Here is a 15638-nt window from a genome sequence, read left to right on the forward strand (position 1 = left end):
TTTCTCCTTATTGCACGGTGACAGTGATGCGCGCCACAGGGTTCAACCAACGATGCGCAGTGGCGCTGATATCACTAACGCCACCGGCAGCGTCCATATCACCTAAAACACCGCGATGGATATGAACAAATCCTTCAGCACTGCCCGATTGCCCCGTGCCGTTCATACCAATCTCTGCCTCCAATGGCGGTGGCACAGGCATACCTGGCTGACCCGACATACCAGAGCCACGCAATTCATTATTGGCTTCGGTACCGGCGTCATAGGCGTTTAGGTTGTAGGTATAGGTGCCGGGCTCGGTGGGCAACGTTAAACTGTCGAGGCCTACGAAACCGTCGTTGCTGGGTAATAACATGGCGACAATAGAAAGCTGGGTATTGGCCGCGTTAGTGTCGTTATTAATCATCGCGCTGGTGCTGGCACCCGGTAGCAATAATCCAGCGGCAGGGTTTGCCACAACTTGACCCGCCACTGCGGTAACCGCCGCCTCTAACCCAGCGATATCGCCCCCCTCGGCCATTGCCTGCAGAGCGCTGCTGGCAGCCATGCCCGATTGAAATAAGTGGGTACTGTCGGGGTGCGCCGCCACTAATAGCGGCGTGAAATAAGTACCGCGCGTTAAGTTTTGAATCTCGATGGCATAATCCGCCGCCACGCTAGTGAGCGGCACTAAACTCGCAATCATAAAAGCCAAGGGGGTGAAAAGCCGTGTGGTTGTTTTTATGTGCATGAGACAGTCCTTGCGAATGCTGTTGATTGAGGAGCAATCAGTCTGCGCCACCGTCTCGGTGTATTCCTCACAGAAGTGTCACAAGAGGGTCACTTTTTTGTGGCGATAGCTGGGGCAACTCGACGCATAAAAAAGCCCGCTGCTGCGGGCCTTAAGACATCACTGGCATGGAACTAGCTTTCTAACCACACATCGCGCGCCCAGTACCAAATGGTTTCCCAAGTTTCGCCGGTTAAGTCACCATCGGCCCACAACACCACTTCACCTTCGGGTTCTAAGCAATAATAAGTGTCTTCCTGTTTACAAAAGGGCAACAAATGCCGAGGCACACCGTCAGACCAGGCGGTAGCGCAAATCTCCGGCAAATAATTATGTGCCGAGGCATCGGCAACGACAGCGGGCTCTAAAGAGCCAACAATAACGTCGCTAACTTCCAATAAAAACTCGCGATAATCTCGCGGCAGTGGCAATAAAATTTGCTCTTCTGCCTCTACCGTCATTTCGTGAGTTGGCAACTCCATACCCCAAGCAACAGCGGTATTGGCCTCGCGCAGCATTTCTACTATTTCGTCCATAACTTCCCCTAAATCTGGCGGCATTAAACACTAAGCATTTGCCCGCTGCAATCGAGCTCGCTTACCCACGCATTGCACTCGCCAGCGAAACCATTGAACGAGCGCCAAAGGCCACTGCAGTAATTGGTTGCACACCGCAAGATTGACGCGAAAACACAGAAAAATTAGGTATATATTGCTAATAATTAAGCCGATAGCTGCAGCCTATCCGACAACCTAGCAAACAGCGAAAATATCCTTGCGCAACAGCGCTAATGCCATTACTTTTGTTCCCGGTCACCCTAATAAAGCGCTGGCAATAGTGGCCATACGTACCAACTAACAAGTAAAACGATACGTATCGTTCAACCTACAAAATACTTAATAACATCCAATAACAACCAATAACAACGGGCGCGTACATGCAGTCGACATCGGTAATATCCCGAATTCTCAACACCAGTCTCATCACCCAAATCGCGGTTGGCATTCTTGCCGGTATCGCCTTGGGAATTTTTGCGCCAGCTGGCGCCGAACACGCGGCGATGCTGGGCAATCTCTTTGTTCAAGCCCTAAAAGCCGTAGCGCCCTTATTGGTGTTCATTTTAGTCGCCTCGGCCATTGCCAATCAAAATAGCGATGCCAAAGGCCAAATGCGCCCCATTGTCGGTCTTTATCTCATTGGCACACTGAGCGCCGCTATGATTGCCGTCGGCCTCAGTCTGCTGTTTCCCAGCGAACTGACCTTAACCTTGACCAGCCAGTCCTTGGATGCGCCCCAAGGCGTGGGTGAAGTGTTACAAAATTTGCTTTTTAAGCTGGTCGACAACCCAATCAATGCCCTATTAACCGGAAACTTTATTGGTATTTTAGTCTGGGGCATCGCCCTTGGTCTCGGCCTAAAACAAGCACAAGCTAGCACCAAGCAAGTATTCGCCGATGCCGCTCACGCCATCACTCAGGTGGTACGTATTGTGATTCGCACGGCGCCCCTAGGTATCTTTGGTCTCGTGGCGGGTAATTTGGCTGCCGGCGGGCTGGGGGTTTTAGGCGGCTACCTACACGTGTTAGCGGTGCTGATCGGCGCAATGTTATTGATGGCGCTTTTCGTTAACCCGCTCATCGCTTGGTTTAAAACCGGTGCCAACCCCTACCCGCTAGTCTTCACCTGCTTACGCGAAAGTGGCATTACCGCGTTTTTCACCCGCAGCTCTGCCGCTAACATTCCGGTCAACTTGGCACTGTGCGAAAAGTTGGAACTCGATAAAGATACCTACGCGGTTTCAATTCCGTTGGGTGCTACCATCAATATGGCCGGCGCTGCGATCACTATTACGGTACTGACACTTGCTGCTGTGCACACCTTAGGCATTCAAGTGGACCTACTCACGGCACTTTTGCTCAGCGTTATCGCCGCGGTTTCCGCTTGTGGCGCCTCAGGGGTAGCCGGTGGCTCGCTGTTACTTATCCCACTCGCCTGTAGCTTATTTGGCATTCCCGACGACATAGCCATGCAAGTAGTTGCCGTTGGTTTCGTGATCAGCGTGCTACAAGACTCGGCAGAAACGGCACTTAATAGCTCGACCGATGTGGTATTTACGGCCGCCGTTTGCCGAGCAAAAAACTAGTTCTACCGAATAACCTGCTTACGCGGGGCCTAACTTGCTATCATTCAGGCCTCGCTTTCAGGACACCCAAGGATTGATGTGTGAAACTATTACTGCCAGCCCTGCTGACGCTATTACTCGTGAGCGAACCGAGTTTCAGCAACAACTTGACAACCACGGACTGCCATCTCAAAAACTTACCCAATCTCGCCGAGTGTTTTAGTCTCGAACGCTTAGAAAACCCAAACGATCCCAACAGCAAAACCTTCACACTTCACGCCGCTCGGTTGACAGCACTGACACCCAGTCAAAAATCGCCCTTAGTTTTTTTGGCCGGCGGGCCAGGCCAATCTGCTATAGAGGTGGGCGGTCAAGTGGGTCTGGTATTGAAAGCCTTGCTCGCAGATCGCGACATCGTGTTCTTAGAACAACGCGGCACGGGTGACAGCAATGGTTTTACATGCGTAGCAGAAGACGAAGACATTTATGCCGACCTATTCAATGTCAGCATGAGCCGTGAGTTAGCTAAAAGCTGTATTGACGCTTTCACCGGCGACTTGAGCCAATACAACACACCCAATGCCATTGACGATTTTGCCGCCATGGTACAAGTCATGGGTTACGAAAAAATTAATGTATACGGCGGCTCCTATGGCACCCGCGCGGCATTGGTATTTATGCGCGCTTATCCGAACCTAATCGATAGCGTTATTTTAGACAGCATTGCCCCCGTACAATCCATAGTAGGCCCCTTTGCCAGCCACGGTTACCGCGCCTTAAACCTCTTATTTGATGAGTGCGAGGCAACACCGGATTGCAATAACACTTACCCACAACTGCGCCAAAACTATTGGGCGCTATGGCAAACCGTTGAACAAGCACCAATCGACACCACCATCTATCATCCCACCAGTTTGCAACCACAGCGGTTTCAGCTAGATCCCAGCAAACTGTTTCAACTCACCATGAGCAACCTCTACAGCCAACAACAGCGCCAATTGTTGCCGGTGGTTTTTAATCAAGCACATCAGAAAAACTATGCCCCCATGGCAGGGCTACTTGCAGCCAGTGGCGACAACGGTATTTATAGCGGGTTAATGGTAAACATTGTGTGCAATGAAGATATTCGCCGCGCAACACCCGCCCAACTACAACAGGACACCAACACGCCCTTCGGCGATGTATCAATAAAATTTTGGCAAAGCCTGTGCGAAACTTGGCCCGCCTATGCCTTGAATGATGATTATTATCTACCTATAAAAAGTGACATTCCCGTGCTGGCGTTATCGGGCGAGCTCGATCCTGTCACGCCGCCGGCCTGGGGTAATCTCGCGGTTGAACATTTACCTAACGCCACTCACCTTATTGCAAAAAATGCCGGCCATATCGTGGGCTTAAAAGGTTGCGGCCCCAAGCTGGTTCGACAGTTTTTAAACCAGCCCAATCAACCGCTAGAAAATGCAGATTGCTTAGCTAAATTACCGATGGTGAAATTTATGCGAAGTATCAATGCCCACTAACCCCGACACTATGCCAAATGAAAGTGAACCCAAACATTTAGGAATGACAACGCCATGCTGCAAGTGCACGCTCTGACCAAGCATTTCGGTAAACTTCGCGCTTTGGACAACATGAGTTTTTCGGCCCTTGACGGCGAAATCACCGGCATTTTAGGGCCAAATGGCGCGGGGAAAACCACCGCCTTACGCATACTCTACGGGTTATTAAAATCCGAAATGGGCCAAGCATTTGTCGACCAGATTGATGTTGCCAAAGCACCCATAAACGCCCGCAAGCGGCTAGGTGTCTTTCCCGATAAGTTTGGCCTGTATGAACGTTTAACGGCATTCGAGCAAATTAATTATTTTGCCGGCCTACACGGGCTGCACGGCGCAGCTGGCAAAACCGCCACCCATAAGATCATTACACAGCTGGCACTTGACGATATTGCCCAGCGCAGAACCCAGGGCTTCTCACAGGGCCAGCGCATGAAAGTGACGCTAGCACAAGCGCTGGTGCACAGGCCACAAAACTTGGTATTAGATGAACCCACTCGCGGCCTCGATGTCATGAGCACCCGAATTTTACGCGAGCAACTTAAAAATCTGCGCGATGCCGGTCACTGCATCTTATTTTCCAGCCATGTCATGCAGGAAGTTGCAGCGCTGTGCGATAAAGTGATTATCGTCGCCCAAGGCAAAGTTATAGCCACAGGTACGCCCCAAGAATTATGTGAGCAAACCGGTGAAACGCAATTGGAAGAAGCCTTTGTAAAACTGATCGGTAGCGACGAGGGCATTGCCGCATGAATCAAGTTTTCTACACCTTACTGCACAAAGAAATCATCGACGCGCTGCGCGACAAGCGCGCCCTCATGGGCGCCCTGCTATACGCTTTCTTCGGGCCCATGGTACTTGCTGCTGCGCTCAATTTTGCCATATCAAACAATGAAGAGGAGCAATCGCTGTACATTGCCATAGAGGGCGCCGCGCACGCACCGATTTTAGTTGAGCGCTTGGCGCAACAAAATGTTTTCCAACTTGGTACAGGCAATGATAGCGATGAAAAGCGCTGGCGCGAAAAACCAATCACCTTGGTTATTCCCGACAACTACCAAAGCCAGATTGAGCAAGCAAAAGAACTGACTCTGACATTAAAAATCAACCAAGCCGATAAGAATCGACAAGCTGCGAGCCATCGCATCAGAGCGGTACTACAACAATATGCCAATGAAATTGCGACCTATCGCTTAGTGCTCAGGGGCATTGATGCGCACTTGCTTAATACCTACACCATTGAATTACAAGATCAAGCCAGCGCGCAGGAAAAAAGTGGCATCGTGATGGGGATGTTGGCGGTATTCGTTTTAATGAGTGTATTTGTTTCAAGCACCAGCATCGCCATTGATACCTCCGCGGGTGAGCGAGAGCGGCATTCGCTAGAACTCATTCTGACCCAGCCCATATCAACACAACAACTCATCGGTGCCAAGCTCATCGCCGTTGCCATGCTCGGCACTTTAGGTGCATTACTGACCCTCACCATCACCTCGCTGGTAATGGGTTTCGTACCTTTAGCTAAGATGGGCATCGGCTTTGAACTCGAACCCTTAACTATCGCAACGATCATGCTGGCGTTATTGCCCTTAGCTTTTTTTGCCGCAGCGTTTCAATTATTTTGTGCCTTTCAAGCGCGCAGCTTTAAGGAGGCACAGTCTTATATTTCGCTCACCATTATGGTGCCCCTCACCATACCCTTCGCCATTCAATTCATGCCCCACAAGCCGGCCTGGATTGACTGGGTGCCCGTTGCCAGTCAAAGTAATCTGATTGAAACCATCGCCAAAGGCCAAGCTATAGATCTGCTAGCGACAGCCACAGGTGCGGCACTCACTCTCTTACTCTCCGGCCTGTTAGCGCTTTGGTTAACACGCGCTTTGCGATCGGAAAAAACTATTTTGGCACTCAGTTAACGCCGACGTTTGGCTGGCCCACCTTACGAGGCCATTAGGCCTTGTTGCACACATCACTTTTTCACCCTTACCAGCGTGCTATAGTGTTGACTTGTGCCGACCTCTGGAGGTAGAGTGCGCGCACATCAAGAGAGTGGCTGACGCCAACGCCAACCTGCCGAATCTGGGCAAGGTGGTACTCGAACCGAACAGGCTTCCTCAAAGTGGCAAGTTATTCGGAACGAGATGCGGTCTGAATACATCAGGCAATTAAGCAGAAATAGCGGGTTAACGATAACGCGCTAACCGTCAGCCCTCACCTAAGAGGGTTTTTTTATGTGTTTTTTATGTGTGAAAAATGTATTCCGAATGTGCAAGTGATAGCGCTTTACTTCTATCTTTTCTCATTTTTTTGGAATTTATGACATGCCACTACACGCTATCTCATCACAGTTTTTAGGCCAAGCAGCAAAACCTGCACACACCTTGACCGATCACTTCGTGGGCCCGCAACACCCTTTTTTCGGCATCACCAGCCAGCGCTGCCACACCCTGCTGAAACTGTCGAACTGGCAACAAAAAGGCATTTTGGAAGGCCACAATTATATTTTTGTAGCGCCCGCTTTTCAGGCAAAGGGTCGAGTTAAAGGCTATTGCATCAATCACTGGTCACAGGAAAGCCAGGATTTTGTTAACCAAACTTTCGTTACAGATTTACGTTTAGCCCTGGTACTGGCAAACAGTTTGGCTCAGGGGTTACGAATGTCTAGCTATAGACATAGACGCATGGCCGCCTGAGATCACGGCCTTAGATCAGGCTCCAAACGATTCGCCCACATAACCTCACCCGAGTAAAAAAAACCCTCGATCCAAATCGCTGTAGTAGCTATTTGGATCGAGGGCTAGATGATGTTACCGCTTACTAAAAACTGGCGTTCGCTCGCAAATACCAGTAAGCGCCATTAAAGCCAAACGGTGATGTTACCGCATACTGCTGGCCTAAATATTTCAGTGTGCCGTTAGCTTCTTTGTCTGGGTATTCATCCGTGATGTTGTCCCCACCTATTGATACCGAGTAATTGTCGTTTATATCCAGCGTAAACTGGACATCGACTAAAATGGCACCACTGTAGCTCGCAGCATCAGACGCGTCACCTGGGCCAAACAAACCACCTGTGCTGGACCAGCCATCGTAGCGGTTCAAGCGCAGCAGACTGCTAAGTTCCATACCCGCAACAGGCTGAACGAAATCAAAACTTAGTACAGTACTGTGATTGGGAATTTGATTTTCAAGATCATAAACTCTACCAGCATCAATGGTGCCCGCAGCTACATCAGAAACTTCCTGCGTGTTGTAGTTATGGCGGAAATCAATATCCAAATTGCCGCCACCTAGTTCATGCCCCGAATGAATATTTAGATCGATACCGGAAACCGTAGAGGTAAATGCGTTAACAAAATAGTTACCATTGCTACCCGCCAAAAGATTTGCATCGGGAATACCTGCATCGACTAACAACTGCAGTTCATCCGCGCCAATAGTGAAGCTCTTTAGCGCCAATCGATCATTAATTTCAATATTGTAGTAATCCAAGGTGACGTTTACGTTATCCAATGGCGTGTAAACTAAGCCCAAGGTGTAACTAACTGACTCTTCTGGCACCAACGCTATCGCTCCCAGCGCGCTGGCGATGGGGTGACTCACGGGGTAAGTGCCACTGGGGACAAGATTGCCCGAGGAATCAGAGGTTGTGGTGACGTTCAAGGTATTCACTTGACCTGGGGTTGGCGCGCGGAAACCGGTGCTTACAGTGCCACGTAAAGCAAAGTTATCGCTCACATCAAAGCGCGTCGACAACTTATAGTCGAGGGTCGAGTCGTAAGCGTCGGAATCCTCATAGCGCAACGCAATAGCGCCAGACCAACGCTCGGTAATATCCGTTTCCAGATCCACATAGGCACCGTAGCTGTCGTTTTCAAAGGAGCCCGCAGACTCGGTTGGGAAGCCTTGAAAGCCATCCGATCCGACACCGAATTGCGCATAGGTTGGGCCTACCGCGATGGACGCCGTATCGCCTGCGCCTATCTTGTACGTTTCATTTCGCCATTCAAGACCAAAACCCACGTTCAGCGGAGAGTCATCCCAGGTTTTAACAAAATCAGCATTCACGCTGCTTTCTTGCTGGGTCAGTGTTCCCGGATTAAACGTGGTAGGAGAAAGACGCCCCAAGCTTGGGTTAATACTATCCTCTAATACGTAGGCCACCTCGTTCTCGGCCGTGCTGGTGCGTAGGTTCCACGTCAGGTTGCTATTGAACTCACCTTTGGCGCCAAACACCAGAGAGTAATCACTAATATCAGCGCCAAACAAGGGACTGTAGCCACCGGGGAATTGCGTGTGAATGGGGTTCAATAGCGCATAGCCGCTAGGGCTAGTGCCATCCGCGGTAAGGTAGTCGTCCGGGCTTAAACCAGCCGTCACTATGTCGGTAACCAAAGTATTACTGGCCGCATCCGCAATACCGTCACCGTTAGCATCAATCATTAACGTGGTGCGAGGCGGGTTGGCCATGTTGTCTGCCGCAGTGGGCAGCACTGGGCCTCGGTAGAAAAAACCAGACAGCGTTTCAGTATCCATATAGCTTGCATGGCCATACAAGGCCACTGTGTCACTGACGTCATAGCCGGCATTTACAAACAGTTTTACCGACTCAATATCGGGATCTCCCCAGCGCTGGCCAAAACCGTTATAGGGCACCTGATCGGCGCCAACAATCTCGGCAATGGCGGCTGCGTCTGGTCTGGCTGTTCCGCGGCTGGTAATTTCGGACGCACTGTATTCACCAGTAACGTTAACAAAACCCTGCTCACCAAGCGCAAAACCTGCATTGGCCGACAACGCAGTGCGAGCGCCATCGCCCTCGGAATATTCACCGTACTGGCCACTCAAACTGAAACCTTCGCTGGCATCGTCCAACACCAAATTCACAACACCGGCAATGGCATCTGAACCGTATTGTGCCGACGCACCGTCGCGCAACACTTCGACACGTTTAATGGCGGCCGAGGGAAATGCGGAAAAATCGACACCTTGTGAACCTTGGTTTACCGTACCAAGAGGCGCCAGTTGTAAATTCACCAGCGCAGAGCGATGCCTGCGACTGCCATTAACCAGCACGAGGGTGTGATCGGGCGACAAATTCCGCAGTGTTACCGGCCTCACAAACGCCGTGCCATCGGCAATGGGAAAACGCTGTGTGTTCAGCGATGGCATCACTTTCGTCAGTGAGTCGGTTAAATCGGTAGCGCCTTGCTTACTAAAAATCGACCCACTCAATACGTCGATCGGGGAGAGTGTTTCTGTTGGCGACTGGCCCTCTTTACGGGTACCAATAGTAACCACCTCCTCTAGTAACTCTAAGCTCTGATCCTGCTGAGCGAAGCTTGGTTGTGCTATCACACCGGCGACAGCCAATGCTAATAAAGACGGTTTCAAAGCCTGTATCTTTTTCATTGCTTACTCCAAGGTTTCATTATGTTTTTATAAAAGCTGTGCGGTAACCAAAACGCCCTCTTTCGAAGGCGCTGTAAGATTTAATAAATTAAAAGGATTGAAGTGTTTAAAAAAGGACGCGCATGCCAGACTGGCCACGGGCGTCCATCCACGTTACAAAAACACACGTGTTTTTTAGAAGCTGTAACTCGCTTTCATGTAATAGAAACTTCCGTTAATACCGAATGGCGATGTTTCATAGTAATAAGCACCAGACCAAGAAGGTGATGGGTTGCCATTTGCACCGGTGTAACGCATAGGCTCTTGATCGAGCAAGTTGTTAGCGCCAGCTTTAACGGTAAGGTTTTCATTGAAGTTATAAGCCACCTCCAAATCGAGGGTTATCGCCGCATCGCCCGTTATCGCATCCGAGGAGTCATCGGCGTGAATAGCCAAGTACTCGCCGTAGTAGTTGGCGCGCAAGAAACCCGAGAAATCACCCCAATACTGAGCCCATGTTAGGTTACCTCGATGATTCGGTAACTCCTCCTCCAGGCGCTGAACATCCCATGCACTGGTGATGGTATAGCTATCAACTTCCGTCTCGTTATAGTTGTAAGCCATAGAAAAATCGGCAGAACCTCCCAAAAGGTCTGTACCGTAGGTCGCTACGATATCCACACCTTTGGTTGTCGTATCAAAATCATTTGTGAAGAAATTGAAGTGCGTTAAGGTACCCACTAAATCAGCCGCTGGCATATCACTCGGCAGAGTTGCGCGAGTTGCATCATCTAACAATTTAGAGTCGGTTACGGTGATGCGATCAGTGACTTCAATTTGATAAAAATCTATGGTCACGTCTACATCACCAAAGCCCGCAACCATGCCCAAGGTAATACTTTCGGATTCCTCCGGGGTCAGCTCTTTAGCGCCCAAGGCAACAGAAACCGGATGACTTGGCGCCAAGGTCGCTACGTTCATTAAACCAAAACCTTCAATATTGGTGGTTTGGGAGTTAACGACGTTTGTTTGACCGACGGTCGGTGCGCGAAAGCCTGTACCCAGCGAACCACGGAAGGCGAAGTCATCGGTTAGTGACCAGTTAAAGGTCAGCTTATAGTTGAGTGTGTCACCAAAATCTGAGAACTCTTCGTAACGCAAAGCACCTCCGACCAACAAGCCATCGGTCAGCTGATGCTCAAGGTCAGTGTAAAGCGCATAGTTGTTACGCTCAAAAGAGCCTGCTGAATCTGGGTGGAAACCTGGGAAGCCGTGTGAACCAACAGTAAATACCGCCAAGGTATTCGTTGGGTCTGGATCACCCGAGATCACATTGTCCAAATCAGCGTAGCGCCCAGCCTTCCACGACGCTGTTTCGCCGGCAACAATTTGGAAACTATCTTCACGCCACTCAGTACCAAAAGCCACACTGGTATCGCCGAACTGGTGAGAGAAGTCTATGTTTATGGTTTTTTCTTGCTGGATATAAGAGCCCGTATCAAAGTTAGTCGGTGAATCAGGGCCCATAGAAGGGTTTAACGTGTTGTTTAAACCAAAGTTGCTTTCACTACGACCAATGCCGGCACTAAAATCGTACGACCAATCGTTCATGAAACCGCCGTCAAAGGTACCGCGCGTGCCGGCTGTTAGGGCACTGTCAGTAACCTTGCCAACAAAGCGCGGCGTATAACCACCAGAGTACAATTCATTCACCGCCCAGCAGCTATCGGACGCGATGATAGAGGCCAACAGGGGATCAGTCGCTGGATTGCCGGTGCCTGCAGGCCCAGTCGTTAAATTACAGTTGCCATCCACATTTGCAATTAGTCGATTGCCATCCCAAGTAAAAACACCTTGGCGGCCATTCGGGGGACGAAAATAAAAGCCACCATCCGCGCTACGCGTGGCGTGGTTTGCAAACAGGTAAGCTTCACTGTCATTACCAAGCTCCAAACCGGCATTAACGAAGAAGCTTATGTCATCCTCAATCTTTGGTGAGCCCCAGATCATGCTGGGTGACGGTACGTTTTCTACACCATCAGCAATCAAATTCAAGTCGCGTGAGGAAGGGCCAGAACGCACAGTATCATCCGCTTGATTCCACTGCAGGCTGGCGTTTACAAAACCATTGCTAGTGAGCGGCATGCCGATATTGGCAGCAATGGTTGTGGTATCACCATCACCTTCGCCGTATTGGCCGTATTTGACTTCAAGACTGCCACCTTCGGCATCATCTTTAAGTACGAAGTTCATTACTCCGGCAATGGCATCTGAACCATATTGTGCTGCGGCGCCATCGCGTAGTACTTCAATTTGTTTAAGTGCGACGCTAGGAATTACGGAAATATCCGGCCCTTGCGCACCCTTATTTAAACCGCCCCCTTGGAAAACAATCACTGATGAACGGTGACGACGCTTACCATTGACCAAAACCAAGGTGCTATCAGACGGCAAACCACGTAAATTGACCGGGCGGATAATAGATGCTGCATCACTAATGGGCTGCGAGAGAACGTTGAACGAGGGAATGGTGCCCTTCAATAGCTCGAGCATGTCACTGCTACCGGACTTCGCTAACTCATCGGCATTAATAACATCCACTGGCACTGGCGAATCTGTGGCTGAGCGCGGCTTAGTACGCGAGCCAACGGTGACAACTTCCTCAAGTAAATCCATATCACTGGACTGCGCCATGGTGACTGGAGCACCCAAACTTCCGGCCAAAGCAATAACCGACAACGATGTCAGCAAAGGCTTGTTTCTCATAGTATCTCTCCCATTGAGACGGTATTTTTTATTTGCATTATTAAACCAAACACGTAGCACTAACCCCTTAAGGGTAGATCACCTACAGAAAGCGATACGGCTTAGTTTGAAAAAACCGCTATCAATGGGGGAAAAGAAGTACCAATTAGTTATAAAACCTAAAACCACCGCGAAGAGTTAGGATAACAGCACTAAAGTACGTAGATTAACTAGGATGAATAAATCACAACCGATAAACCGCACGGGCGTAATAAAAAGCACCATTAATACCATAGGGCGATGATTCCCAAGGGTAAACAAAACTGTCGCCACTTATTTGCCCTAGCAAGCTCGGTTTAGCCAAAGGTTCTGGGTAGGTATTAAGTAGGTTATTGCCACCCAAGGACACGGAAAAGCCGCCGCCAAAGCTGTAGGAAATATCGGCATCAAGCAACCAAGCGCTACCCGACTTATGGACGGTTTCATCCACCTCAGGTAAATCCACGCCTAGCCCAGCCTCGGTGAAATAACTGGTTTTTACCGAGCCAAAACGATTCAACCTAACGCTCGTAGCCCAGCTGGCATATTGCCAATCGGCGCTCAACAACACGCGGCGCCTCGGCTGCCCCTGCTCCGTTAATAACACCTGCGAATCGGAATACAGTTCGCCAGTCGCAATCCCATCGGGGCCGTGCAAAGCCACAACCTGGGTTCGGTTGTAGTGCCCAAGCAGTGAAAGTTGGGTCTGCCCCCAAGCGTGGCGCCACTGATAACGCGCCACTAAGTCAAAACCCGCGGTTAAGGTGTCCATGGCGTTATACATAAACTGCACAGCACCAATATTGTTGCCCTGTGCCGCCAACGCCTCTGAAAAAGCACAGTTAGGCACGCAGGCACCTGGCTCTGCAGCGATGACATCACTCAGCGCTATGGCATCGGCGACCTCAATATGAAAGCTGTCCAAACTCAGCGAAAAACCCGGCACCGGCTGCCAAATTGCGCCCACGCTGGCATGTCTTGAACGCTCAGCGGTCAAGGGCGCAAGACCTAGCACGGCCAACACCTCACTGCCCTCAGCGGCATGGAGCGTATTGGTTAATACGTCTGGGCCAATGTTAGTAATCACATGGGTAAAACTGCGTTGATTGATACCCGGTGCCCGAAAACCAGAGGCCACACCACCGCGCAACATAAGCGCGCGACTAAGCTGAAAGCGCAAGGACAACTTACCATTGAGCGTGCGACCAACATCGCCGAAACTTTCCCAGCGGCTGGCCATTGCGATTGCTAAGCGCTCATCGACGGCCAGCTCCGCCTCGACGAACCATGCCATGCTGTCGCGCTGGTCTGACACAGGTAACCGATAACCAGGGTAGGCTTGCATGCCGGCTTGGGCTCGACTTCTGCTTTGACCGTCAGCGCAAATCAAACCGGTTTCGCTGGGGCAAGGGTCGATGGGGCTGGGAATGAATAGGCTAAAATCATCATCCGGTCCGTAGGCATAAGAGGCAAATTCGCCCGTGGTAATCTGGTATTTTTCGCGGCGCCACTCGGCGCCAGCCGTGACTAACAGCTCTTCAACACCGGGCGCCTCAACCAAGCCACTGGCCACCAATGCATGCTGTAGCTGGCTATATTTAAGCTCGCCATTGGTAGCACTGGTGGGTGATTGCTCGCCCAGCGACACGTTAACTGAATAATCCGTGCCCTGAATAAAGCGGTTTTCACCCCAGCTCGAACTGACATCCACAGTCCAATCATCCGGCAGTTCGATCACCGCACCTACGGCTAAACTATCGTCTTCGGTGCGCGTACTTTGCAGCGGCAGAAAACCCTCTGGATCCAAGGCCGGTATATAGCGCGCACTCACCGGTGCTTGGCCAGCACGAGCACCGGCGCCGCGATAAAAACCCGCCGACAAACCCTCGCGTCGAGCGCTACCGCCAAAGCCATACACTTCAACCTGTTCACTCAATGCCCATTGACCGTTACCGAAGAGGTTCCAACTTTGCTGCTCTGTGTCGCCAATGCGCATACTGACCCGAGCCGGATCAAAGCGCTGATCCGGCGCAGCCCTGTTGGTGGCAGCCCTTTCCTGCATTTCTAAGGCGATAAAGGCGCTGGCATCCGAGCCCATATCAAAACCGCCAGCAAGACTACTGATAAGCGACTGGCCATCGCCTTCGTGGGTCTCGCCATATTGCACGTTCAATTCTGGATCTTGCTGGCCGCTCCTCAGCACAAGGTTCAAAACCCCGGCAATAGCATCCGAACCATACAAGGCACTCGCACCGTCGCGCAGCACCTCCACGCGCTCGAGCATAACGGTAGGAATGGCATTCATATCGACACCAGAAGATCCCCTACCAACCACCTGCTGAATATTAATTTGCGCCTGATGATGGCGACGTTTACCGTTGATCATGACCAGCAATTGATCTGGATTCATACCGCGCATAGTGGCTGGGCGCACTAAATCAGCGCCGTCGCTAACCATGGTGCGGGAAAAATTAAACGAGGGCGCTTGGTTTTGCAGCTGCTCGCCAAGCGACGCAGGTGCCGAGCGCGCCAGCGAATAACCATGCACGATATCGATAGGTACGGTGGACTGAAGTAATTTGCGTGTGCGGCTGCGCGTACCAATGGTTACCAACTCCTCGATAACCGGCAGCGGCACGGCAGTGTCTTCACTGACGCTGTCGCGTCTGGTAATTGCCGCGGCCGCTGTTGAGGGCACGCGAGCAACGGCAGGTAAAGGCTCGAGCAAATAGGTGTTGGGCTCCAGCTCGCGCTTTCGCAGCGGCTGACCCGCTAACAACATCTCCAACGCCGTAATGGGTTCAAAGTGACCCGCTACCGCGACGGACGTTAAATTCGCCAATTGCTCAGGCCGGAACACTAGGCGAACCTCCGGTACCTGCGCAGCGTAGGCTAACAAAGCGTCACTTAACGGTTGCGAAGGCAACATGAAATCGCGCGGCACGGCGCTTGCCAGTGGCGAGCACAATAACAACGACAGCAAAGCCCATCGCATTATTCGCGATAGCGCGATGGGGAT

Annotated in this window: 10 protein-coding genes and 1 riboswitch; of the genes, 5 read left to right on the forward strand and 5 right to left on the reverse strand. The window is 50.9% G+C overall.

Going from position 1 to position 15638, the window contains the following annotated elements; translation table 11 throughout:
* Window positions 1-7: 7 nt before the first annotated feature.
* Window positions 8-730 carry a spondin domain-containing protein gene (locus ACGHTT_RS12685; protein WP_390591022.1) on the reverse strand — a complete coding sequence of 241 codons (723 nt, stop codon included), beginning with the start codon at window positions 728-730 and terminating at the stop codon, window positions 8-10.
* 173 nt (window positions 731-903) lie between these two features.
* Window positions 904-1305 carry an SMI1/KNR4 family protein gene (locus ACGHTT_RS12690; RefSeq protein ID WP_390591025.1) on the reverse strand — a complete coding sequence of 134 codons (402 nt, stop codon included), beginning with the start codon at window positions 1303-1305 and terminating at the stop codon, window positions 904-906.
* A gap of 401 nt (window positions 1306-1706) precedes the next feature.
* Here ACGHTT_RS12690 and sstT point away from each other — a divergent pair, with 401 nt between their 5' ends.
* From sstT to ACGHTT_RS12715, 5 genes are all read left to right on the forward strand, one after another.
* Window positions 1707-2912: a serine/threonine transporter SstT gene (gene sstT, locus ACGHTT_RS12695; RefSeq protein WP_390591026.1), complete on the forward strand. Its 1206-nt coding sequence runs from the start codon at window positions 1707-1709 to the stop codon at window positions 2910-2912.
* 80 nt (window positions 2913-2992) lie between these two features.
* Window positions 2993-4411, forward strand: a complete 1419-nt coding sequence (locus ACGHTT_RS12700; protein WP_390591027.1) for an alpha/beta hydrolase — start codon at window positions 2993-2995, stop codon at window positions 4409-4411.
* Window positions 4412-4465: 54 nt separating this feature from the next.
* The gene (locus ACGHTT_RS12705; protein WP_390591028.1) at window positions 4466-5200 is read left to right on the forward strand and encodes an ATP-binding cassette domain-containing protein; all 735 of its coding nucleotides are present in this window, start codon (window positions 4466-4468) and stop codon (window positions 5198-5200) included.
* Window positions 5197-6363, forward strand: coding sequence for an ABC transporter permease (locus tag ACGHTT_RS12710; RefSeq protein WP_390591030.1), 1167 nt, complete (start codon window positions 5197-5199; stop codon window positions 6361-6363). Before ACGHTT_RS12705 ends, ACGHTT_RS12710 begins: the two co-directional genes overlap by 4 nt.
* A 117-nt stretch (window positions 6364-6480) precedes the next feature.
* A riboswitch (SAM-I-IV-variant riboswitch) is annotated at window positions 6481-6626 on the forward strand.
* A gap of 142 nt (window positions 6627-6768) precedes the next feature.
* Complete coding sequence (locus tag ACGHTT_RS12715) at window positions 6769-7140, forward strand: hypothetical protein (protein WP_390591032.1); 372 nt, start codon at window positions 6769-6771, stop codon at window positions 7138-7140.
* Between the two features lie 124 nt (window positions 7141-7264).
* Here ACGHTT_RS12715 and ACGHTT_RS12720 read toward each other — a convergent pair whose 3' ends face one another.
* The 3 genes from ACGHTT_RS12720 to ACGHTT_RS12730 all read right to left on the reverse strand — a co-directional run bounded on the left by ACGHTT_RS12720 (window position 7265) and on the right by ACGHTT_RS12730 (window position 15548).
* Complete coding sequence (locus tag ACGHTT_RS12720; protein WP_390591034.1) at window positions 7265-9856, reverse strand: TonB-dependent receptor plug domain-containing protein; 2592 nt, start codon at window positions 9854-9856, stop codon at window positions 7265-7267.
* Between the two features lie 174 nt (window positions 9857-10030).
* Window positions 10031-12601: a TonB-dependent receptor plug domain-containing protein gene (locus tag ACGHTT_RS12725; RefSeq protein ID WP_390591035.1), complete on the reverse strand. Its 2571-nt coding sequence runs from the start codon at window positions 12599-12601 to the stop codon at window positions 10031-10033.
* A 223-nt stretch (window positions 12602-12824) separates the two neighbouring features.
* Complete coding sequence (locus ACGHTT_RS12730) at window positions 12825-15548, reverse strand: TonB-dependent receptor domain-containing protein (protein ID WP_390591037.1); 2724 nt, start codon at window positions 15546-15548, stop codon at window positions 12825-12827.
* Window positions 15549-15638: the final 90 nt, after the last annotated feature.

It is taken from the genome of Simiduia litorea, from assembly GCF_042853465.1.
In the GTDB taxonomy this organism is placed as follows: domain Bacteria; phylum Pseudomonadota; class Gammaproteobacteria; order Pseudomonadales; family Cellvibrionaceae; genus Simiduia; species Simiduia litorea.

Excerpts from the sequence above, each read along its gene's own strand:
- ACGHTT_RS12685 (WP_390591022.1), bottom strand. The coding sequence starts at position 730 with ATGCACATAAAAACAACCACACGGCTTTTCACCCCCTTGGCTTTTATG.
- ACGHTT_RS12690 (WP_390591025.1), bottom strand. The coding sequence starts at position 1,305 with ATGGACGAAATAGTAGAAATGCTGCGCGAGGCCAATACCGCTGTTGCT.
- sstT (WP_390591026.1), top strand. The coding sequence starts at position 1,707 with ATGCAGTCGACATCGGTAATATCCCGAATTCTCAACACCAGTCTCATC.
- ACGHTT_RS12705 (WP_390591028.1), top strand. The coding sequence starts at position 4,466 with ATGCTGCAAGTGCACGCTCTGACCAAGCATTTCGGTAAACTTCGCGCT.
- ACGHTT_RS12710 (WP_390591030.1), top strand. The coding sequence starts at position 5,197 with ATGAATCAAGTTTTCTACACCTTACTGCACAAAGAAATCATCGACGCG.
- ACGHTT_RS12715 (WP_390591032.1), top strand. The coding sequence starts at position 6,769 with ATGCCACTACACGCTATCTCATCACAGTTTTTAGGCCAAGCAGCAAAA.
- ACGHTT_RS12720 (WP_390591034.1), bottom strand. The coding sequence starts at position 9,856 with ATGAAAAAGATACAGGCTTTGAAACCGTCTTTATTAGCATTGGCTGTC.
- ACGHTT_RS12725 (WP_390591035.1), bottom strand. The coding sequence starts at position 12,601 with ATGAGAAACAAGCCTTTGCTGACATCGTTGTCGGTTATTGCTTTGGCC.
- ACGHTT_RS12730 (WP_390591037.1), bottom strand. The coding sequence starts at position 15,548 with ATGTTGCCTTCGCAACCGTTAAGTGACGCTTTGTTAGCCTACGCTGCG.